The organism is Bacteroidota bacterium (assembly GCA_016194975.1).
In the GTDB taxonomy this organism is placed as follows: Bacteria; Bacteroidota; Bacteroidia; order Palsa-965; family Palsa-965.
The window spans coordinates 164,664-187,345 of the sequence record JACQAM010000019.1; the positions used below are offsets into that span (position 1 = coordinate 164,664).

Sequence of the window (22,682 nt, forward strand, 5' to 3'; positions counted from 1 at the left end):
AATCGCCAATGAAAACACAAATCCGTAACAGCTTGTTGCTACTCCTGCTTTTTATTTATCCGTTCGGAAAAATTTCTGCGGATAATGTGAAAGAAAAAGTGATCGTACTCAACATCGACACGAAAGGAATCGTGTATGCTCCGGAACAAATGGGAAACCTGGTTCGTGTAGAACTGGAAAAACTCGACACGTTTGATGTGATGGATCGCTATGATGTGAATTATCTTGTTCAGAAAAATAATCTCAAGATCGGCGATTGTTACGGCAAGATCTGTCTCGTGGAAGTAGGCAAAGTTCTCGGCGCAGATAAAATTCTTACAGGAAGTGTGGAGCAGATCGGGGATGTGATCATTTACACGATGCGATTCATTAATGTGCAAACAGAAAGTATCGAGCGGACGCAGGTCACTGAATTTTTAAATCTGCCGAATGAATTGCAGACGATGACCGCCGTGATGATCCGTGAACTTTTCAATAAGCCGGTCGATCCGAATGTGATCACGCAATTGATGAAACCCGACAGTTATGATGCGCGTGCACGGAATCCTGTTACGGAAAAAATAAATCTTTCCGGGCCGAGAATGGGAGGAACTTTTTTTACGAGCGAAACCGCGCGCGTACTTGCATCACCGCGCTCGCAGGGAGGTTACAGCGCGTTCCCGCTCATGTTTCAATTCGGTTACCAGTTCGAGGCGCAATATCTTGCAGCCGGAGATTTCCAGGCGCTGTTTGAATTTGTTCCTATGGTAACCGGACTCGACCAGGGATTATTCATTCCAAGTTTTACGATCATGAACGGATTGCGTGCAAACAAACACGGGTGGGAATTTGCATTCGGCCCCACGTTCAATGTTTACAAGCGCGATTATGGTTATTACGATCCCGAACACAATTGGATAACGAGAACGCAATGGCAGAATGATACGGCGAATATTAATAAAACGGCACCGGCATTTTTTCAGCGACTCGACAGCCGCGGCACTCCTTCGCTCGGATCGAATTTTGTTTTTGCATTCGGAAAAACTTTCCGCAGCGGAAATCTGAATATACCGGTGAACTTTTTTGCAATTCCAGGAAGAGGAGGATGGAGATTCGGAATTTCTTTCGGTTACAATTCGCGCGGAAGAAAAATGGTTTAAAGTAGGCGCGTAACCCCGGCGCTGGTCAGGAAAAGCCCTTGTTGCTTTTCGGTCCCGATAGTGTTTGCTACCGGGATTTTTATTGGATTGATTTCAAACTAATTTATCAAGATTCAGTTTTCTCAATTTCGGTGCAGAGAGAAAAATAATTGCAACAACCACGATCGTCATGCATCCGCCGAAAACAACGGAAGGAATGAGTCCCATCATCTTCGCAGCAACACCCGATTCCATTTCACCGATCTCGTTTGAAGAGCCAATGAAAATTCCGTTTACGGCCGAAACTCTTCCGCGCATATTGTCGGGTGTAGTGAGTTGTAATATTGTGTGGCGGATGATCACGCTTACCATGTCAAACGATCCGCTCAACAATAAAAGAATAAAACTCAGAATGAAATGTGTGGAAAATGCGAAACCAATAATGCACAATCCGAAACACGTAACGGAGAAAAATAAATTCCTTCCGGCTTTTTTTGTCGGCGGAAAATAAGCAAGCAGCAATCCCGTGAGAATGGAACCGATGGCGGGTGCGGCGCGCAGGAATCCCACCGCGATGTCGGCTTTGTCACCGAGTTTGAGAATTTCATGCGTGAAGATCGGGATGAGGGCAACTGCTCCGCCGAAAAGAACCGCAAAGAGATCGAGTGATAAAGCCGCGAGCATAACCTGATTCGTGAACACAAAACGAAATCCCGCCGTGAGACTTTTAAAAAATTTTTCTTTTTGTTCACGCAATGGAAGCGGATGATCTTTGACAAAACACATCAGCACAAAACAGATCGTCATCAGCGATGAACTTACGCCATAAGAAAAACGAATAGAGATGAATCCCATGAGCAAGCCGCCGATCGCCGGGCCAAGCACCGCTGCAGTCTGCCAGAGATTACTGTTCCAGGTACTCGCGTTCGCGTAGAGTGCACGCGGAACAAGTTGTGACTGGAAAGCAGGAAAAACAGGGCCGAGAAATCCTCGCGCTATTCCCGTGCAAAAAATTATTCCATAGATCGGAGCAAGGCCAAGATGCAGTAAAAGATTTTTATCAAATGAAATATAAAACAAACACCAGGATGCGAGAAGGAGAAATGCAGTGCTGAACAGAATAATCCTTTTTCTCTTTATGATATCGGCAACGTGCCCGGCAAAAATTGCGAGGCCAATGAATGGGATCGCTTCTGCAAGTCCGATGAATCCCATACTGAGTGCTTTGTCTGTGGTAGAGCCCGGCGAAATTTTGTAAACCTGGATGCCAACCACTACACCCTGTATCTGCACGCCAAGCGTAAGAAAAAATCTTGCTGAAAGATAAAGGGCAAAATCGCGGATCTTCAGCGAAGCCCAGGGATCATTATTTTTTTCGTAAGACACCAGCGGTTCGTATTCTCAAAGTTACCATACTTTCCTTTTGATTAAGTTTGTCATGTTCACTCATCATGAGAATTATTTTTTCTGTTGTCTTCGTTTGTATTCTTTCTTCCTGCGGAACGGAAGGATTTTTTACTCCCGCTAACGACGATTCTGCATTCGATTCTGCATCGAAGAAAAAAGATCCGCTTGCAAAAGAAATAATGAACGGCACAGGTGCAGTTTATCCTTTCATTCCTGACACGTTGTTCGATTCGCTTGTTATCGGCAGCCGTACTTCATTCGGGAAATATCTCCTGCGTCATGGGGCAAGTTTACACAAGGTAAATGATTCTACTGCAGTCACACTTTGTTTCTCTTCCGATAAATCGGAGTGGATGCAGGTGTGGGTGATCGATAAAAAAACTTTTGAGATCCCGTTTTCCATTGTGCTTCAGAAAACAGATGATCTTCCTGTACCGATCTTCGGGGAAAGGCCGGAGTTCATCGGGAAAAAAAAATTTGTTACCGGCCACGGAATTTATCTTGGCATGCCGAAGTCGTATTTGCTTAATGTGTACACCGATCAGAAAATGAAACAGGAAATGAAGAGTGACACGCTCGTGCTTACTTATCATCCGCAGAAAAAAGATGAACAGTATTACAAAGACTATGATTATTCGAAAGTGGAAGTGAAATTCAAATTTGTTAATGATAATTTAAGGAGAATGGAATATTGCATTGGCCAGGCAGAACTCTGCAAACATGAAAATATTTTAATGAAGTGAAATGAATAAAGTGATCAGTGATATCATTCACCACGACGATCATCCGCCTATTGCGGTAGATTTTCATTTTCCACCGAAAGGAGTCCGCCCTGTTCCGGTAATTATTTTTCTTCATGGCTTGAAAGGTTTTAAAGACTGGGGACATTTTCCACTGATAGCGGAACATTTCACACGATCGGGATTTGCTGCGGTACGTTTCAATTTTTCCATGAATGGAACAACACCGGAACATCCTGAAGAATTTGTTGATCTTGATGCGTTCTCGCGCAATACCTACTCGCAGGAAGTGAAAGATATTTCTGTTGTGATCGAAGATCTGTGGTGGAGAACAGGATTTCATTCGCAGATCGATCCTTGCCGCATCGGTTTGCTCGGGCACAGCAGGGGAGGAGGGATCGCTTTACTCGCTGCGAAAAATGAAGACCGCATACGCGCCGTATGCACATGGGCAGGCGTGAGTGATTTTGAACCGCGTGTGAATCCTCCGAACCTGGAAGAGTGGCTGAAAAATGGTGTTGTATTTCAACACAACTCAAGAACCGGGCAGGATATGCCGCAGAAGATCATTCTCCGCGAGGATTTTTATGCGAACAGAGAAAAGCTCGATATTAAGTCGGCGGTGGAAAAACTTTTAATCCCGCAATTGATCGTTCATGGAAAAAAAGATGAAACTGTTCCGGTGCAGGAAGCAGAATTACTTCATTCGTGGAATATGTTCTCCCAGCTGGAGCTGATCGAAAATGCGAATCATACTTTCGGCGGAAGGCATCCGTGGGAAATTCCAACGCTGCCGGAAGAAACAAAGGCAGCTTTGCAAGTGACGATAAATTTTTTTCGGGAGAATCTTTGAAGGGATCGGAATGCAGAAAATTAAGGTATGTGGAAAATAAATGTTCAAAAAATACACGTTCAGTAAATCCGCAATTTCAGCATTCTGTTGCCGCGTTCCTCACTTCTTCAATTTTGGATCCAGTGCATCACGCAATCCTTCACCGATCAAATTGTAAATTGTTACTACGAGAAAAATTGCGAGCCCGGGATAAACGATCATCCACCACGCATTGAAATTTTCTTTTCCTTCACTCAGTAATTTTCCCCATGTCACACAATCATCGGGAACGCCAATGTGCAGAAAAGATAAACTCGATTCAATAAGTATGGCACCCGCGACTCCGAATGCGATAGAGATCATGGCAGGCGCCATTCCATTCACAAGCGCGTGACGAATTATAATTCGTTTGTTGGTGAATCCCATGGCTTGCGCGGCCTGGATATATTCAAGACTCCTGATGCGCAGAAATTCTGCTCTCGTGAATCGCGCTATTCCTGTCCACGAGGTGAGCCCGATGATCACCATTACATAAACGATGGAGCGTTCTTTCACTAATGTGGAAAGTGAGAGAATAAGAATAAGCGTAGGAATGGAATTCAGTATTTCGATGGAACGGGAAACATACGAATCGACGGGCACTGTAACCTGTTTCGAAAGAAATTTTCCTTTGCTGATCAGTTTTCCGAGAAAAGAAAATATTGCGATGACGAGTGAAAAAATAAAAATGCTGAAGATCAATTGAAAAAGAAAAGTGAAACCGGATTCCGCCATTGCATCTTTGAGAATGAAAATTCTTCTGCCGAATGCAAAGAAGTAAGCAAAAGGAATTGAAAGGATCACCAGCCAGAATCTTGCACGTGCTACCTGGTAACCATTGTTACCGAAGTAACCTGCGATTGCGCCAAGAAAAAGTCCGAGAAGAGCAGCAATTCCCATGGAGAGAAAACCGATGCTCAATGAAATTCTTCCGCCATGAATAATTCCAGCGAGCACATCATCTCCATCGTGATTTGTTCCCATGATATGTTTGAAACGCGGCGGCATGTAAAGAGTATCGCCATTTTTGTCAATGAATTTCTGCGGATCGTTCGGCCCGACAAATTTCCGGTTGGGTTTATCCGGCTCCAGTTGATGCGGTGACCACGGAACAGGAGCCCATATCACCGATTCGAGATCGAGGCGTTTCCAGTTCGTGATGTCGAGTTGAAGTTCTTCTGTCTTTCCATTCTTCGGATCTGTGATCGAATATTTATTTTTGAAAGAAAATGCCGGGTAAAATGTCTGCCCTTTGTATTTCATGTAAAGCGGCCGCTCGTTCGCAAGTACAGGCGCAAGTATAGATACGAGCGCGAGAAATCCAAGAATGTAAAGTGAAATGTATGCCGGCTTATTTTTTTTGAATTGTTTCCATGCATATTTCCTGAATGAAAAATCCGCTTCGCCTGAAACAGCGGTTTCCTGCGTAACGATCACCGACCGTTCCACCGAATGCGTTTCACTTATTTTTTCTTCTGCCATCGGATTATTTCGAATAAGAAATTCTCGGATCAGCAACCGCGTAAAGAATATCAGCGACTAAATATCCGACGAGTGTCATGAAACCGGAAAGTGTGAACACCGCTACAATCATGGTGTAATCTCTTGAACCGATCGCATCGAAAATCTTCTGTCCCATACCGGGAATGCCGAAGATCACTTCAATGATGACAGAACCTCCGACAGCGATGGGAAAAATATTGGAGAAGATGGTGATGATCGGAAGCAAAGCATTTCTCATTCCGTGTTTGTAAATGACGCGAAAATAAGAGAGGCCTTTTGCATTTGCCGTGCGCATGTAATCCTGTGAAATTACTTCGAGCATGGAAACGCGCATGGTGCGGCTGAGAAATGCAAGTGAACTGTACGTGTAACAAATGAGCGGAAGAATGATGTACGGAAGCGAGAGTTTTATTTTTCCCCAGAGTGAAATTCCATCCGGGTAACCGTGCCCGGGCATTACGCCATGCGCTGGAAAAATATCAAACACATGCGGATTTGCAAATGTGATCATGAGTAAAGTGGCAAGAAAAAAAACCGGAAGCGAATAAAGCATGAAAAAAATAATAGAAGATCCGCGGTCGAAAATTCCACCGCGCCTGGCCGCCGCCCGCACGCCCGCCGGAATACTCACGAGGTACGCGAGAAGAACTGAAGTTAACGTAAAGAACAACGACCATGGAAGTGCATCGCCGATTATTTCAGATACAGGTAATTTCTCAAAACACGAACGTCCGAAATCTCCGCGCACAACTCCTTTTGTATTTACGGCACCATTTCCTGTGAATGGATTTCCATCGCCGAGCAACCAGCGGTGATATTGATTGTAACCGTAGAAATGTAGTGCGGGAATCCATGTTTTCCAGGAGGTGGAATTATTTTTCACGGAAGCAAAAATATTTCTGCATTGCGTAAGCGGTTCATCGAGGACAACAAGAGCGCTGTGCCGGCCGAGTTGTTTTTCACTCCGCATCAATTTCTGCAACTTGTCGAATTTGCTTTGGATCACTACTTCTTCATAACTGAGAAAAAGTGCGTTGATCTCCTGCTGTGCATCGTCGATATTTTTTTCAGCAATTTCTTTTCCCAATGTGGAGCACGAAATAGAATCAGGAATAATATTCATCATCCTCTTTTTCATTTCAAGAAGTGAGTGATACCACAGACTGATCTCGTTCCAGTTTCCGTATTCGCTGATGAGACGATCGAGTGTTTCTTTAGTTTGTGGATCTGAAATCTTATAGAGTGTGTCGGGGTAAGCGTAAGAAGTGAGTGTGAAATAAAAAACAGGAAGATCGAGTCCGAGCTGGTGGCGAAGTTGCTGTTTGCCGCGGATCATGGATTGATTCTGCGCATTCGCACCTTCGCCATTGCCGCCTTTCGCGCCTGAATAAAAAATTTCGACAGGATCGCCGGGAGAATTTACGCTGATCGCAAATGCAAGAACGGAAATTGCAAATAAAGTAGGAATGAAGATCGCGAGCCGTTTGAGAATATATTTCAGCATCGGGAAAAGAAACTCAGTTGATCGTTGTCATTTCCGAAAGTTTTCCGGGCGCCATTGCGCGGAGATTACTGAGATAAAGGCCGGGCTTTTCAAAATAAATATCACCGTGATCGAAACGACGGTGCACCACCACTTTTCTCAGTGTGGAAAACATAAAAACATACGGTTGATCGTCGTAAATTATTTTCTGTAATCGTTTTTCCATCGGAATTCTTTTTGATGCATCCAGCGTAACACGAATAGAATCGATGAGTGCGTCGGAAGCTGCATTCCCGAATCCGCAGAAATTCGATCCGCCATTCGAATAAGAACTCGTGTGCCAGATCTGTTTGTAATCTTCAGGAAGAAATGTGCTTTGCCACGCGCCGAGATAAAGATCGAACTGGTGAGCAGTAACAGTTTGCTGCAATACGGGAAGTTCCTGCGCACGAGCTGTCACTTTTATTCCTGCAGGATACATGGCAGCAGCAATGTCATTTGCGATCTGCTGATAAACCGGCCCTGTGGCAATAAGACATTCACAAACAAACTGCACTTTTTTTCCATCGATCATTTTGTCGCGGATATTATCTCCGTCTGTGTCTTTCCAACCTGCCTCGTCAAGTAATTTTTTTGCGGAATCGAGGTTGTACTGAATCAGTGGCAAAGTTTTATCAAATACATCACGCTTGATCGGTGAAACCATACTCGTCATGCGGAATCCTTTCCCGATAAAATAATTTTTATTCAGTTCTTCCACCGGTGTGACTAATGCGATGGCTTTACGCACGCGAATGTCTGTAAAGAACGGCGGACGATTCACCGCTTCCGGTTTTTCATTCATTCCCAGAAATTCGTAATCGAAATTCTGGACAAAAGCAGAATAATAATTTTTATTGAAGGAACTGTCTTTTTGTAATTCTGCGAGACCAAGTGTACTCACCCACGAAGAAGCGTCGATAGTTTGCTGAAGCAATTCCTGCCCGATTGCCGCATCATCGAGATTGACTTTAAAAATTATTTTTTCAGGATAACTGACATTGTACATATCGGGCTTGACCAGCTTCGAGGTCCAGTGATTTGTTTTTCTTGAGAGAACAATTCCCTGCATGTCGTCCCACGCTGTGACTTTGTAAGCGCCGAGCCCGTTGATCAGGTCGAGTTGTCTTCCGTATTTCTGATCGTTGAATTCTTTCGCCCAACTATCGAGATCAACATGTTTCTCATTCACAAATGCCGGATTGTAAAACTGATCGAGCGAATATTTCGCCAATACATTTCCCGGATCCATTATTTTTTTTTCCATCATCGGAATGTCGAGCATGAAATCTTCATTCTGAACGTAGGGGCCTTTCATGGTGAGAATAAATTTTCTCGGGTTCGATGGATCCTGTTTTACATCTTTAAGATTATCGATCGATGATTTTGCATATTCATTATTCGTGAGCGGACATTCCCATGCCTTGAGTGTGAAAATAACATCGTCAACAGAAAGTTGTGTACCATCGTCCCACATCGGTTCATCGCGCAATTCATACGTCCACGTGAGAAGATCGGCAGAAGGAGAAGGAAGTGTTTTGCAGAGGTCGGGTCGAACCACCAGATTTTCCATGTCGGGGCCGATCATGAATCGCTGCGTGTATTCCATGATCACGCGTGTTGAACTCAGTGAAAGATCATTGGTAGGGTGCAATCCGCTCGGCGCCGATTTCCAGTGATAGACCAGCACATTGTCGGTAGACCATGATGGATCCCACTTTGTCACCGGAGGTTCTTTCAGAAATTTCAGGTTGGTATCTAATTTTGTTGTTCCGGTGCTGTCGGTATTTTTGAATTTTCCCTGCGATGAATCGCTGCAGGAAAAAATAAGCGCCATAAAAATAATCGATGGTAAAAAGAATTTCATAGTAGAATAATTTCAGGAAGAGCTTATTTACAAATATAGCTTTCATAATGAAAAATGCCGCTTTGTTCGCGGCATTTTGTTTTTGATTCTTTGCGGAGAGGGAGGGATTCGAACCCTCGGTACGGTTTGACCCGTACGACAGTTTAGCAAACTATTGGTTTCGGCCTCTCACCCACCTCTCCGGGAAGGCCTTCATTTAAGGCGACAAAGTTAAAAATATTCGGCTATACGGATTTTAACCGGCAGATTGCTTTACCTGTGCATTTGCTATCCTCTTTTTCCTATATTTGTAACCGAATGGTTACATATTAATAACACATTTAATGAGAAGAGATGTTTTTCAGGCCATCGCCGATCCAACGAGAAGAGAGATTATTAAACTGGTCGCCAGGAGGCATGTGAACATCAATGAAGTTGCCGACAATTTTAAAATAAGCCGGCCGGCAATATCGAAACACATAAGAATACTTACGGAATGCGGGCTCATTGTGGTCAGACAGCAGGGAAGGGAAAGATTTTGCGAGTCGAACCCGCACAAACTGAATGAAGTTTCCGACTGGGTAGAGCAATACCGGAAAATATGGACAACCAAACTGGATGCTTTGGGGGATTACCTTAAAAAAATTCAATCGGGACCAAAAAGTAAAAATAAAATCAAAAAAAATGGAAAAAGAAAAAAATGAGCCGTTCATCATTGAGCGAACCTACGACGCACCTTTGAAGAAAGTATGGAAAGCGATCACGGACAAGGACGAAATGAAGCATTGGTACTTCAGTCTTCCTGAATTCAGGGCAGAGGTTGGTTTTGAATTCCGATTCGTTGGCGGACCGAGCCCGGAAAAACAATATCTCCATATCTGCGTTGTCACTGAAGTGATCCCGGAAAAGAAACTCACGTATAGCTGGAGGTATGATGGTTATGAAGGAAATTCATTTGTCACATTTGAACTTTTCGCAGTGGGAAATAAAACCAGGGTTGTACTCACCCATCGCGGACTTGAAACTTTTCCTGCCGGCAATCCGGATTTCGCAAAAGGAAATTTCTCGGTGGGATGGACACATATCATTGGTACAGCGTTGAAAGAATTTTCGGAGAAAAAATAAATGAAATAACAAACAGACTATTTATAAAAAAAAACATGAAAACTATTTTCTCAAAAGACCCGGGCAACAAAAAAATGATGGTGACGAGAGAATTTTCCGCTCCAATTGAATTAGTTTGGAAAGCATGGACGGATAGTAATATTCTTGACGAATGGTGGGCGCCTAAACCGTGGAAAGCGGAAACAAAAAAAATGGATTTTAAAGAAGGCGGGTCCTGGCTTTATTGCATGATCGGACCTGACGGAAGCAAGCATTGGTCAAAAGCAGATTACAAAAAGGTCGTTCCAGCTAAATATTTTTCTGCTACCGATTACTTCTGCGATGAGAATGGAAATAAAAATCCGGCTTTCCCGGTGATGGATTGGAGTGTGAAATTCATGGGCACTGATACAGGGACAAAAGTTGAAGTTGAAATTACTTTTGCAAGCGAACAAGATCTGCAGGCAATTGTTGAAATGGGCTTTGAGCAGGGATTCAGCGCAGCACATCAGAATCTTGATGAGTTGTTGAAAGTGCGCATAACAAAACAGAAGGATGAAATTTAAACAGCCTCTAAATCTTAAAGAAGATCCAGACGGTATTGTTGAATTGACTTTTACCTATATAAGCCCGATTCCAGGTTATGAAGATCCTGATGAAGAAGGATGGTGGGGATCTGTAACGATTCGGGCAGCAAACAATGATCCAATCAAGCATGCATTGGCAGCCGCTTTGATCATCGCCTTAGCCGAGTTAAACGATAGCCCGATTTTGGATGAGAATATGCTTTGGACTGAGCATAAATTATCGGATAGAAAAGAGTTTGTTGAATGGCTTAGGATTCTGGAAAAGAACAATGGTTTGGAGGATGCTTTGGCGGGATTTATGCAAAAAATACATTCTCATTGAGCATTATGGCCTGGTGTGAGACGACGAACAGTTAGCGACTTTCTTCAGTTCCATTTTCAATCGCATTTTTTTATTTCTGTTCCGGTTTTCTAAAATATCTCCGCAACAAAATAGAATGTTTCAGCGCGTCCATATTCTGATCAAGTTTCTGTGTGCTTGTTTTCAGGTTTGTTACGCTTTGATGAAGATCATTTGCAAAAGCGGTATCATTCATCAATAATGAAAATGTATTCGGTGCGCCCGGTATTGTATTCTCCGAGAAACGCTTGCTGATTTCTGATACATAGGCGCTGCTTTTCTGCAAATCATTCATGGTACTCCGCAGTTCATTCACCAGCGATGTATCGTTGAAGAGCGCTCCTGCAACACCGCCGCTGACATTAAGGTTCTCGGTTAGATTTTCAAAGTGCGAGGAAAGATCACTCAATCTCACACTCGTCGTTTTTACATTCGCAATAATCTGCTGCACATCGGCGCGTGCGTCGGTATCGCTAACCAGCGATTCGAAAATTCCTTTGTCAGCTTTCATTTTTCCCGTAATGGAAGCAAGATTTGCTGTGATGATTGCGGCATTATCACTCGTATTCAGTAATTGCGCAATGATCGATTCGGAATCGAAAGGTTCAATAGTTTGAAGGATATCTCCGTCGCTTATCGCCTGCCTGCTTTTTTTTCTGGCGCTGATGTTCAGTAATTTATTTCCGACAAGGCCTTCGGTCGCTATGTAAGCGATATCGTCTTTCATGATGAATTGCTGCATGCGTTTTTCTATTTTCATCTCTACGTTGATCGTCGTATCATTCACAAATGTGATCTTATCCACCACCCCGACTTTTGCACCGGCATATCTTACAAAATCACCTTCCCTTAACCCGTTCACATTTTCAAAGACTGCATTCACATGAAATGTGGGAACATAGATCTCTTCTTTTCTCCCAATGAAAAAAATGCCGACAATAAAAAAACTTATGCTCAGCGTCACAATAATTCCGAGCCAGAGTTTGCGCTTCAGGTATTTATTCATTTTCATTTTTATTTCAGAGTATGTTGAATATGTTTGCAATTTGCACAACCACCATATCAATGATGATGATGAAAAGCAGGGAAGAAAGCACCGCTGCATTCGTGGCTTTGCCGACTCCCACAGTTCCATTCTGCGAATTGAATCCCTGGTAACAACTCACCATGCCGATCGTGAATCCGAACAGAACAGATTTTATCAACGCAGGAAAAACATCATTGAATTTTAATTTCTCGATTATCTGGTCGAAAAAAAGATAAATACTGCTTTCACCTTTTATGTTCGCTCCTGTGTAAGCGCCCAACAATGAAATTCCATCTGCATAGATCACGAGAATGGGAATCATGAGTGTGCATGCAGTTACGCGCGTGACGACAAGAAATTTAAATGGATTTGCCCCGGAAACTTCCATCGCATCAATCTGCTCGGTGATCTTCATCGATCCGAGTTCAGCGCTGATTCCTGAACCGATGTTGCCCGCGCAGATGAGAGCGGTGATGAGCGGGCCTACTTCGCGGATGATCGTTGCTGCGGCCATGGAAGGAATGTAAGCTCCTGCACCAAATTCTACGAGCGACGGGCGCGATTGAAGAACGATTACGATTCCCATTACAAATGCGGTGATGCCGGATGGAATGAACGATTTGAAAATAACTGCGAATGATTGGTTGAATGTTTCATTCCATTCAAATGGCGGAATAAAAAGTTCTTTGAAATAGCGGAACAGGAATTTCGTTTGTCCGGCAGCAGTGAACATGGCTTCGCTGAACCTGGCAGGGCCATTGTTTTTTATTTTTTCTTCCGGATGAATTTGCCTTTCCATTTTTTTTCAATAGAAGAACTGGCTGATATTCGGATCCCCCGATTCGGAAAGTTTTTCAAACGTGCCACTCGTGTAGCATTTTCCGTCAATGAGAACCACTACACGGTTCGAAGTAATTTTCACGCAATTGATGTCGTGCGAAATGATAATGGAACTGGCATTGTATTTTTTCTGCACCTCCACAATGAGATGGCAAATTTCTTTTCCGGTAACCGGGTCAAGCCCTGTAGTGGGTTCATCGTAAAGAATTATTTTCGGTTTCAGTATTAGTGTGCGTGCGAGAGCAATTCTTTTTTTCATTCCACCCGATAATTCTGCGGGCATCATATCGATCGCGTCGAGCAGCCCCACATTTTCCAGCGCTTCCTTCACGAGTTCAGTAATCTCTTTTCTCGTTTTATCTTTTCCATGACGACGCAGGGGGAATTCAAGATTTTCCCTTACGGACATGGAATCGTACAATGCATTACTCTGAAAAAGAAATCCTACCTGCACACGTATCCGGTCAAGCGCATCCGGTTTCATTCTTGAAATATTTTCATTGAAAACTAAAAGATTGCCGGAGTCAGGCCGCATGAGCCCGATGATGCATTTTATCAGAACCGATTTTCCTGATCCCGATTTGCCAAGTACGACGAGGTTCTCGCCTTCGTGTACATCCATTGAAAAATGATCCAATACAAGGCGATCTCCGAATGATTTGCACAGGCCGGAAATGCTGATGACATTTTCTTTTTTTTCCGCAACAACATTGTTCATCGCATTCGGTTTCGGATGAAATATACCCGTAAAGAAAAATCAAAGGAGGGTGGAAGAAGATGACAAAGATTAGCTGTAGGGGAAGCATGCATCATATAAAAAAGGGAAAAGCCGGTCTCAAAACCGGCTCTTCTTAATGAGAATTAAAAATTCACTCACGCATTCACCATCGCAGCTTTCGGCGCGGCATCGAGAATTTCTTTTGAAGCTCCGGAAGCGTATTGCTCGAAATTTTTCACGAACTGCGCCGCGAGTTTATTTGCAGTGGCATCGTACGCTGCGGGCAGAGAAAAGAATTTCATGGAGATCGCATGAGATCAGCACAAAAGTTTACACCGTTGAACTTTCGCTGTAGAAAATAATTTCCGGTTAGCTCGACGATCCCGGTCTGCTAAGCAGGCCTGCGCTTCACACTATTATTTTTTATCCGGTGAATACCTTGCTGCAAAATCGATGAAAGGTTTTGCTTCAATTTTACTTTGCAGCCACGCCGGGAAATCACAATAATACAGAATGCTTCTCTCTGCCGGATTCCTGAAATTTTTTTCAAGGTTCATTTTCAGTTCTGAAAATTTTATCCGGAGGATCTTCCTGTTGTGAATGGTCTTATACCGGCGGATAAAATCAAGAATAAGTTTTTCCGATTTATACAATCGCTCCCTCGACAACAGGAAACGGTAAGTTGAGCGAACAGAAGATTCAAGCAAGCCGGTATTTCCCAGGTCATAATAAATAAGAATGGAAAGTATTCTGGCGAAACCGAATTCTTCGATCATCGTACTGTTGTCATTGAGAATTCCGTTCAACCATTTCAACGCACTTTTATATTCACCCATCCCGAATGAATTATAAGCCAACGCATAATATAAACTCATTTTTCCCTGTTTGGTCATCCATCGCTCGAAGTGGTTGAAATTATTTTTTTCCCGGAGCAAAAGCTGTTTTCCTTTTTCGAAATCACCTGTACTGTTATGATACCCGATCTCGAAGAGCAGCCACTTCTCATACATCAGCACGAAGCGATTGGTATTTTTCAGGTTGACCATCTTATGGTAGAAATCTTCCAGGTGCTCCTTGTAATTCCTGAAGAAACGGTTACGCAGGCACAGGAGCAGATGTGTACTCAGTTCATTGATCGTTTGGATCTCGATCCGGTCAGGCGAATATTTTTTATTCAGCTGCAGATAATTTCCGGAATGCCGGATCGCTTTCAACGGGCTGCCCGTGGCGTTGTAGTATTCGCAGATCGCGGTATTGAAAAGTCCGCGCGCAGTAACGGAAAGCATAAGTTTTTCTTTTTTTTTGAAAAGAGGTGAGACTATTTTCCGCAGCTCATCTTTTTCTTTTTTTGTCCGGCAATATCGCCTTTTTCTCAGAAAATTTCTTTGCCTGTAAAGAATATCGGCAACGGAAGAATAATTCTCGATCTGCATCAGCACTTTTTTTCTTTTTCCGATGAGTTCGTCGATCCGGCCCATAGAAGCATCACTTGAAGAATAAGCCAATGCGATGTATTCTTTGGTAAGCACATAATAAAGTTTGAGGAATCCTTCATCTGCGGAAGCTGCGATCTTCGCTTTGTCAAGGTACCTCAGCGCGAGCGTTGACAATCCCTTGTACTCAAGAATTTTGTATATCTCGATCAGTTCCGAATGATCGGAATCGGTGTCTTTATAGGAGCCATAGGACAAGAGCGATTTAATGAGTTGGTCGAATAAATATTTTTTTGCGACTGAAAAATTAGCAGTGAAACGTTCTCCCGAAAATTTTCTGAGCAATGCCGGCTCATCGTATTGTCTTTGTTTTTCTATTGCGTCAAATAATTTCAGGTATGATTTTTCCCCCGAATGAAACCGGGCATTCAGTTTAAAATAACGTTTTTCGCTTTTGCGTAGCGCTCTTACAAGGTCAAACAGGTCTGTGGAAGATCTCATATTCGATGTTAGAATACTTCAAATAATTAAGAAATAAGTGAAAGTTTACATTGGTAAATATAAATATATTATTATGAATAATACATTTAGAAACCTTTAATATGTTCGAAATAGAGCATGCGATTTGAAACCTAATGAATTAGTTTCGTGTACAACAAATTCAAACCTGCTCCATGAAAAAAACACACGTGATCACGATTTTGTTCGCAATCGTTGTAAGTTATCTCGATGCACAAGCGACAATTGATACCTGCAGGATGAAACTGGGAATGAATCTTACTGCGCTCAGTTTTACTGATGTTCAGCAACCATTCGCCGACCTGATGAAAACCTGTGATGTGTGGTCTACCCAGGACACTGCAGGATTTCCGATCGGCACAAATACGAATGAACTGAGTTCAATTCCACTCGACGCGAATGGTTACCCGTTGCAACTTCCGGTTAACGTTGGCGGATTACCAAGAACTCTTTTTACAAAAATGGTAAGTGGAATTAATGGATATTATCCTGCCGGAAATTATGTGGTGCTCTACGACGGAACAGGAACTTTTCGTTTTGCCGGTTCTTCGATTTATGTGGTCAATAATAACAATGCAGGAAGAATTGAAATTAATGTAACGCCGAACAGCACCGGCATTTATCTGAAGATTGTTACTTCATTGGTAACCGATCCGGTTCATAATGTCCGCGTACTTATGCCGGGAACTGAATTCACTTATTCTACGCAACCCTTCAACACCGTATTTACCGGGAAGATCGCTCCGTTCACCACGTTACGTTTTATGGATTGGAACAATAACAACACGAATACTGAAGTTCAATGGCAGAACAGGAGATTGCCCGGTTTTTATACGCAGGGATCCACGGGCGGACTTGATACACTCGGTGTTGCCTGGGAATATGCGATACAACTTTGTAACAGCGAGGGAAAAGATTGCTGGATGAATATTCCGACGAAGGCCGACAATAATTACATCACACAGCTTGCGACATTGTTCCGCGATAATCTTGATCCAGGCCTGAAAATTTATCTCGAATATTCCAATGAATGCTGGAACCAGATCTTGTCAGTCAATAATTATAATTACATCCAGACAAACGGAACCGGCGCGAATCACTCACAGAAAACAGCTTCTTTCCTGCAAAATATTTTTTCTATATGGTCGTCTGTTTTCGGCAGCGCAATGTCGACTCGTGTCGTGCGCGTAGCTGCGGGAAGGCTCACCCAAAACACTACAGAAGTTTCTGATATTATGAATTACCTTCTTGCAAATGGAAGTGGCGCAGATGCGATCTCGGTGGATGCTTATTTCAAATGGATACAGACCGACTATACCAATCTCATTAATAATTATTGTCCGAATGCAACGGTGCCTGATATTATTTCCATCACACAGAGCAGAATGGTTTCTTACTACCCGATGCTTGTAAGTGCGACACAAACATCTCTTTCATACGGAATACCGCTCATCTTTTATGAAGGCGGCCAGGATGTTCATGCCGGTGGAGCTCCGTGTGCGACTACCCCGATCTATGCGGTACAGAATGACCCGGCGATGTTTACGTTTTATCAAACCTGGTTTCAGAAATTGCGTGATACTACGAACGCAACACTCTTCATGCACTTCGCGCTCGCGGGAGTGGGTACGATGGGTGCCCTCAGCAATATTTATGAAACAACTTCGCTGAAATACCAGGCGCTCACAGATTACATTGATAGTTGCCAGGCAGTGCCTCTTGGCTTCAATGAAAATATTCCCGCGGAGAATTCCCTGAGTATTTTCCCTGATCCATCGACTGGAAATTTTTCGATCGAAATGGGAATGCTGTGTGGAGGAGAAGCGCTCGTGGAAATTTATGATCTGCAGGGGCAAGTGGTGTATTCCGAAACAAAAAATATTCCTGCCGGCCAGAAAATTATTTCCATTAACGATCCAGCATTGCAGGAGGGAATTTATTTCATCCGCATAACGGAGAATGAGAAGATCTTCAAAACAAAATTTGTGGTGGAGAAATGAGTGAGCTGTTCCGTTAATTAAAATATTTCCGGAACAATATTGCTATTAAATACTGTGTTGAGCACATTCTGAATCAACAGCATGTTCCGTCAGCATCTGCAAGAAAAAATCCTCCCATCTCTGAGTGGCTCTTTCACTTTTCAATTCAAAATTGTTTGTACGACACTTGTCAGACTGAGCTTGTCGAAGGCTGACTATGCATTCACCATCTGCGCTTTCGGCGCGGCATCTAAAATTTCTTTTGAAACTCCGGAAGCGTATTGCTCGAAATTTTTTACGAACTGTGCCGCGAGTTTATTTGCAGTGGCATCGTACGCTGCTTTATCTTTCCACGTGTCGCGCGGATTAAGAATTTCTGTTGGAACATTCGGACACGATTTCGGATAAGAAAGATTGAAAACCGGCAAAGATTGAAATTCTGTATTCGCAAGTTTTCCCTCAAGTGCGGCTGTGATGAGTGCGCGCGTGTAAGAAAGTTTGATGCGCGAACCAACGCCATAAGCTCCGCCGGTCCATCCGGTATTCACGAGCCACACATTGATATCCGGATTTGCTTTTAATTTTTTTCCGAGCAGCTCCGCATATTTTCCCGGATGCAAAGGAAGAAAAGCTTTTCCGAAACAAGCGGAGAAAGTAGTTTGCGGTTCTGTAATTCCCATTTCAGTTCCAGCAACTTTCGCTGTGTAACCCGAAATGAAATTGTACATCGCCTGTGCCGTATTCAGTTTTGAAATAGGAGGGAGCACACCGAAAGCATCTGCCGTAAGAAAGAAAATATTTTTTGGTGCGGATCCTATCGATGGCTCTTTTGCATTTGCAATGTGATGGATCGGGTAAGCAACGCGCGTGTTCTCTGTTTTTTTCGTGCTCGAAAAATCAACGGTGTTCGTGCCGGGAAGGAATTCAATATTTTCGAGGAGCGCTCCTGTTTTTATTGCATCCCATATTTCCGGTTCTTTTTCTTTTGACAGATCGATACATTTCGCATAACAACCGCCTTCGAAATTGAAAACCGTTTTCTCGCTCCAGCCGTGTTCATCATCACCGATGAGTTTTCTTTTCGGATCGGCCGACAAAGTTGTTTTGCCCGTTCCTGAAAGTCCGAAGAAAATTGCAGTATCGCCATTCACTCCTTCATTAGCCGAGCAATGCATGGAAAGCACTCCTTTTTCGTGCGGAAGAATATAATTCAGCAGAGTAAAAATTCCTTTTTTGATCTCACCGGTGTAGCCCGTTCCTCCAATGAGAATTATTTTTTTCGTGAGATTGAGAATGGCAAAATTATGCTGGCGTGTTCCGTCAATTTTCGGATCGGCTTTGAATCCCGGTGCGCAGATGATGTGCCAGTCGGGTTTGAAATTTTCTATTTCATTTTCAGCCGGGCGGAGAAAAAGATTATTCGCAAATAGATTCGACCACGCATATTCTGTGATCACGCGAATGTTTAAACGATATTCCGGATCGGCACAAGCATAGGAATCGCGCACCCATATTTCTTTTTCTGCGAGATAATCCGTCACGCGTTTATGAAGTGCGTCAAATTTTTCGGGAGTGAATTTAATATTGATGTCGCCCCACCAGACAGAATTTTCAGTGATGGCATCCGCCACACAGAATTTATCTTTCGGCGAGCGGCCGGTAAATTCGCCGGTATCGACAGCGATCGCGCCCGTGTCACAAAGCGATCCCTGCTTTGCATTCAACGTCGCATCCACCAATTGTTGCGGTGTTTGATTCCAGTAAATTGTTTTTGCATTTGTAATTCCAAGAGCGGGAAGAGAATTGTTTTTGCCTTTTGGACCGTATTCTTTCATTTGAAAAAAAGTTTATGCGCCGAAAAAGTTTTATCCCCCTCAGCGCAGGTTAGTTAATGATCAAGAATTCGCGGCAAATTTACAGAATCTCCCAATGGGAATCAGTTCACTTTTCGCCCTTTACATTCTGCATATTCATTGACGATCACTAACTGTTTGTCAGCCAATTTGGTGCGGACATCCCTCACGAAAATATCCTGTTCTCTTGTTGATAACTCGTGAAGTTTCAAGCAGTAATTTGTTTCGCCTTCGCGCCCCCACTGCGTTTTATCATACGCCGGATGCTTCGGATAATCGTTGAGCCATTTTTCAAAATCTTCCGCAGTCTGCGAATCAATTCCTTCTCCTTTGCTGATGAATTGAATCGTGATGCGGTAAATGCTGGAAGAATCAACAGCAGGATTCGGATTTCCTCCTGCAGAAACTGTGGTTACCACTGTGTCGTTGTTTGCACTCACATTCGTTGTAGTGGATGCAGTAACGACTGTTGTCGTCACAGTAGTATCATTCGTGTTCTGAATAGTAGAAGTTGTATTCGTGGTTTGCGAAGTATAAATATTGGTATCGGTATTTGTACTTGTAGTTGCCGCTTTCTGGTGGCGACAACTGAAAATAATAACGGGAACGACGAGTAAAAAAAGTAAGCGTTTCATAAGGCAGATTATTGATTTCAAATATACTCTTTCCAATAGTGTGCCAAAGAGTTCTGAGTTGGGAGTAGGGAGTAGGGAGCGTATAATTGGAGCGAATAAAGGAGTAACTGGCGAAGGGTTTTCATACGTGCGCGCCTGTGCCCGACTGGCGCTCGCGCTTACAGGTTGTCAGCACGTGAAAAAAAACACAAAATCCAAGCACCCAAACCCAAATCCCAAATTCAGGGAATTAAACTTTAAAACAGAATTTCTTTTTTGGAGTTTGGAATTTGGAGTTTGGAAATTCTTTTATATTCCTACCACCAGCACACAGAAAGTTCCTGGAATTTTTTTCGGACGGGGACGAGGGTTGTCTTTTGTCGCCTCGGGTATTTCACCGAGATCTGCAGTCGGTAAAAATATTTTGTGGTTAAAAGTATCCACGCTCAGTGTGCGTGCGCCTTTTTTTGTGGCCACTGTTTCTGTAACAAAATATTTTCCATCGGCGTTTTCATGCACTACGGTCAATGTTCCTTCCCCGTTCGAGCTGTATGCATTTCCTGTTCCGGGATCGAAAGCAGTTCCATCGCATCCATCGCCAATGGGAACTTCAGAAATTATTTTTCCTGATTTTACATCGAGCACGATCATCAATTTATTTTCGCAGCCGGAAAATAATCTGCCTTTTTTCCGGTCGATCGCCAATCCCGATGGAGATTCTCCTGAACCGAGTTTCCAGGTGTCTGTTACTTTATTTGTCATTGCATCGATCACCTGGATTCTGCTTTTGTCTTCGAGATTCACATAAATTTTTCCGGTGCTGTCCCACACTGCTGTTTCCGGTCTTCCATCGAGAGAAATTGTTGCGACCACTGTGTCTTTCGCAGGATCGATCACACTCATGTTGCTGCTTCTTCCGTTGCAGGTGTAGATCATTTTTGTAAACGGGTCGAATAGGATCGCATCCGGATTTTCTCCTACAGGAATTTGTTTCAGCACAGCATTTGTTTTCAGATCGAATTCTGTGACCGAATTTATTCTTCCGTTACTTGTGAATCCTTTGTTGAGCGCTGCATCCCACGCAATGCCGTGCACGCCGGTTGTATTCGGAATTATTCCAACAGAATCGCCGGTTGTTTCATTGAGAATATTCACTTGTGTACCGTGCGACACGTACACGCGATTCATTTCATGATTCACCGCAATGTAATCCCAGCCGCCATCACTTTTGATGTGAAATGTGTCGAGCACGTGCATGCCCGTGAGTTGGGCGAATGATGTGATGCTGATGAAAGTTGTTGCGAGGAGAAAAAATTTTTTCATTGGGAAAACATGTTGGATTTTAAAAGCAGGAAAGATGTATTTCTAAAAATGGTTGTGCTTTTTTAAAGTTCAAATTAATTTTCGTCCTCACGGATTCTCTATTTCAAGAACCCATTTTGGCTGTGGATTTAAATTCTCCAGTCCGCAATATTCGCTTCCCCACGGTGTTGGATTTTCGTCTGGCATAGGCATGAGCCGTCCTGTTACATCAATAATTTTTCCCTGGTGATGCTGAGTGCTATCGTATAAAAGATTGTCTTCTGTTTTATAAGTATAATGATAGAGCAACACGTCTTCATCTTTTCCCAGCGTGGCAAGAACAGAACAGCAGATATTATCATAATCATCTTTTCTCGCACAGATGGTTGGCGGACCTTTTTGCGTGACGCGTAAACGAATGATCCGCGTAGCATTTTTCCGATAACCATCATTTGAATTATAAGCAGAATCTAGAAGTAAATTGTAAGTTTCATTTCCCTTCCAGTTCGCTTCAGTAACCACGGTGAGATTCGCCAGTCCTTTTGCTTCCTGATGATTCATATTGAAATTGATTATCAGAAATAGTATTAAAATCGGCATTACAAAAAAACCATAAAGTATAGCTACGGGTTTCCACGCTGTTTTAGCAACATCGTCTTCGCTGTTTGGTTTTATTCGCAGTACATACCAACCGAAAAGCCGGAGGAAGGGAATTACCAATCCTATGCAAATGCTGATCTCGTGTTCGTAGGTTCGTTCTATCCAGCCGATGAGATCTAACTGCAAAAGAAAAAAATAAAACGCAGGGGCGATGATATCGATAAAAACATAAGAAGGATGTGACGAACTGAAATCGTAAGTAACACTTCTCCGATTGATAAATATAAAACCGCCGGCGTGTGAAACCCCGTTGAAAGTGGCGGTATGCACGCCCGGACGAAAAATAGTGTAGAGCAACCAGGCAAAGAGGAGCAGGCCTATCGCAAATAGAACCCAATCGGTAACGCTGAGTGGCGGTGAATGATATCCATAAGCCGGCACGAATATTTTCTCGTACAGTTTAATGATCTCCGGGGAGATAAAAATTACAGCAAGCATGTGAGCGAATCCGATCTGTATCAAACTCGGAATTTTCCAGAATTGTCTCATTACTTTTTATTTAAATGTGAAAAATAATGTTTCTTTTATTTAGCAGCATTATTTTAATTAAAGATAAATTAAGAAACTGTTTAAAAATGATTTGTTGAAAATTATATAAGGGGCATCGAAAGCAAAAGTTTTTGTGCATTTTATTTGAGGTCGACTAAAACTTCTTAAAAATGTACTCGACTGATACAACCGATGCCCAGTGGAAAGTTA

Annotated in this window: 21 protein-coding genes and 1 tRNA gene; 8 read left to right on the forward strand and 14 right to left on the reverse strand. The window is 43.0% G+C overall.

What is annotated here, in order from left to right:
• Positions 1 to 8: 8 nt before the first annotated feature.
• A complete protein-coding gene (locus HY064_12400; GenBank protein MBI3511457.1) occupies positions 9 to 1,139 on the forward strand; it encodes a hypothetical protein in 1,131 nt (376 codons plus the stop codon).
• Between the two features lie 93 nt (positions 1,140 to 1,232).
• Here HY064_12400 and HY064_12405 read toward each other — a convergent pair whose 3' ends face one another.
• Complete coding sequence (locus HY064_12405; protein MBI3511458.1) at positions 1,233 to 2,507, reverse strand: MFS transporter; 1,275 nt, start codon at positions 2,505 to 2,507, stop codon at positions 1,233 to 1,235.
• A 62-nt stretch (positions 2,508 to 2,569) separates the two neighbouring features.
• On the opposite strand from HY064_12405, the gene HY064_12410 reads away from it, so the two are divergent.
• Both HY064_12410 and HY064_12415 read left to right on the forward strand, forming a co-directional pair.
• Entirely contained in the window at positions 2,570 to 3,268 is a 699-nt protein-coding gene (locus tag HY064_12410) for a hypothetical protein (protein ID MBI3511459.1), read from the forward strand.
• A 1-nt stretch (position 3,269) separates the two neighbouring features.
• Positions 3,270 to 4,118, forward strand: coding sequence for an alpha/beta fold hydrolase (locus HY064_12415; GenBank protein MBI3511460.1), 849 nt, complete (start codon positions 3,270 to 3,272; stop codon positions 4,116 to 4,118).
• Between the two features lie 99 nt (positions 4,119 to 4,217).
• Here HY064_12415 and HY064_12420 read toward each other — a convergent pair whose 3' ends face one another.
• The 4 genes from HY064_12420 to HY064_12435 form a co-directional block, all read right to left on the reverse strand.
• Positions 4,218 to 5,618 carry an ABC transporter permease gene (locus HY064_12420; GenBank protein MBI3511461.1) on the reverse strand — a complete coding sequence of 467 codons (1,401 nt, stop codon included), beginning with the start codon at positions 5,616 to 5,618 and terminating at the stop codon, positions 4,218 to 4,220.
• Positions 5,619 to 5,622: 4 nt separating this feature from the next.
• Complete coding sequence (locus HY064_12425; protein MBI3511462.1) at positions 5,623 to 7,143, reverse strand: ABC transporter permease; 1,521 nt, start codon at positions 7,141 to 7,143, stop codon at positions 5,623 to 5,625.
• A 13-nt stretch (positions 7,144 to 7,156) separates the two neighbouring features.
• A complete protein-coding gene (locus HY064_12430; protein ID MBI3511463.1) occupies positions 7,157 to 9,028 on the reverse strand; it encodes a hypothetical protein in 1,872 nt (623 codons plus the stop codon).
• A gap of 93 nt (positions 9,029 to 9,121) precedes the next feature.
• Positions 9,122 to 9,210 (reverse strand) — tRNA-Ser (locus HY064_12435).
• A gap of 141 nt (positions 9,211 to 9,351) precedes the next feature.
• Here HY064_12435 and HY064_12440 point away from each other — a divergent pair.
• Genes HY064_12440 through HY064_12455 form a run of 4 tightly spaced genes read left to right on the forward strand, consistent with a single transcriptional unit; the run spans position 9,352 to position 11,020 of the window.
• Entirely contained in the window at positions 9,352 to 9,711 is a 360-nt protein-coding gene (locus HY064_12440) for a winged helix-turn-helix transcriptional regulator (protein ID MBI3511464.1), read from the forward strand.
• The gene (locus HY064_12445) at positions 9,692 to 10,132 is read left to right on the forward strand and encodes an SRPBCC domain-containing protein (protein MBI3511465.1); all 441 of its coding nucleotides are present in this window, start codon (positions 9,692 to 9,694) and stop codon (positions 10,130 to 10,132) included. The genes HY064_12440 and HY064_12445 overlap by 20 nt, the downstream gene beginning before the upstream one ends.
• 35 nt (positions 10,133 to 10,167) lie before the next feature.
• Positions 10,168 to 10,677: an SRPBCC domain-containing protein gene (locus tag HY064_12450; GenBank protein MBI3511466.1), complete on the forward strand. Its 510-nt coding sequence runs from the start codon at positions 10,168 to 10,170 to the stop codon at positions 10,675 to 10,677.
• Positions 10,667 to 11,020 (forward strand): hypothetical protein, encoded by a 354-nt coding sequence (locus HY064_12455; GenBank protein ID MBI3511467.1) that lies wholly within the window; start codon positions 10,667 to 10,669, stop codon positions 11,018 to 11,020. Before HY064_12450 ends, HY064_12455 begins: the two co-directional genes overlap by 11 nt.
• A 70-nt stretch (positions 11,021 to 11,090) precedes the next feature.
• Here HY064_12455 and HY064_12460 read toward each other — a convergent pair whose 3' ends face one another.
• From HY064_12460 to HY064_12480, 5 genes are all read right to left on the reverse strand, one after another.
• A complete protein-coding gene (locus tag HY064_12460; protein ID MBI3511468.1) occupies positions 11,091 to 12,044 on the reverse strand; it encodes an MCE family protein in 954 nt (317 codons plus the stop codon).
• Between the two features lie 13 nt (positions 12,045 to 12,057).
• Positions 12,058 to 12,798, reverse strand: a complete 741-nt coding sequence (locus tag HY064_12465; protein ID MBI3511469.1) for an ABC transporter permease — start codon at positions 12,796 to 12,798, stop codon at positions 12,058 to 12,060.
• Between the two features lie 72 nt (positions 12,799 to 12,870).
• A complete protein-coding gene (locus tag HY064_12470) occupies positions 12,871 to 13,623 on the reverse strand; it encodes an ATP-binding cassette domain-containing protein (protein ID MBI3511470.1) in 753 nt (250 codons plus the stop codon).
• 155 nt (positions 13,624 to 13,778) lie between these two features.
• A complete protein-coding gene (locus tag HY064_12475; GenBank protein ID MBI3511471.1) occupies positions 13,779 to 13,925 on the reverse strand; it encodes a hypothetical protein in 147 nt (48 codons plus the stop codon).
• A gap of 114 nt (positions 13,926 to 14,039) precedes the next feature.
• Positions 14,040 to 15,557 (reverse strand): hypothetical protein, encoded by a 1,518-nt coding sequence (locus tag HY064_12480; protein MBI3511472.1) that lies wholly within the window; start codon positions 15,555 to 15,557, stop codon positions 14,040 to 14,042.
• A gap of 173 nt (positions 15,558 to 15,730) precedes the next feature.
• Between HY064_12480 and HY064_12485 the strand changes: the two genes are divergently transcribed.
• Positions 15,731 to 17,575, forward strand: a complete 1,845-nt coding sequence (locus HY064_12485) for a T9SS type A sorting domain-containing protein (GenBank protein MBI3511473.1) — start codon at positions 15,731 to 15,733, stop codon at positions 17,573 to 17,575.
• 194 nt (positions 17,576 to 17,769) lie between these two features.
• Here the strand turns inward: HY064_12485 and pckA are convergent, their stop codons facing one another.
• The 4 genes from pckA to HY064_12505 form a co-directional block, all read right to left on the reverse strand.
• On the reverse strand, positions 17,770 to 19,389 hold the full coding sequence (gene pckA, locus HY064_12490) for a phosphoenolpyruvate carboxykinase (ATP) (protein ID MBI3511474.1): 1,620 nt from the start codon (positions 19,387 to 19,389) through the stop codon (positions 17,770 to 17,772).
• A 101-nt stretch (positions 19,390 to 19,490) separates the two neighbouring features.
• Positions 19,491 to 20,042 carry a hypothetical protein gene (locus tag HY064_12495; GenBank protein MBI3511475.1) on the reverse strand — a complete coding sequence of 184 codons (552 nt, stop codon included), beginning with the start codon at positions 20,040 to 20,042 and terminating at the stop codon, positions 19,491 to 19,493.
• Between the two features lie 288 nt (positions 20,043 to 20,330).
• Positions 20,331 to 21,344, reverse strand: a complete 1,014-nt coding sequence (locus HY064_12500; protein ID MBI3511476.1) for a YncE family protein — start codon at positions 21,342 to 21,344, stop codon at positions 20,331 to 20,333.
• An 87-nt stretch (positions 21,345 to 21,431) separates the two neighbouring features.
• Positions 21,432 to 22,472 (reverse strand): hypothetical protein, encoded by a 1,041-nt coding sequence (locus tag HY064_12505; protein ID MBI3511477.1) that lies wholly within the window; start codon positions 22,470 to 22,472, stop codon positions 21,432 to 21,434.
• Between the last annotated feature and the right edge of the window lie 210 nt (positions 22,473 to 22,682).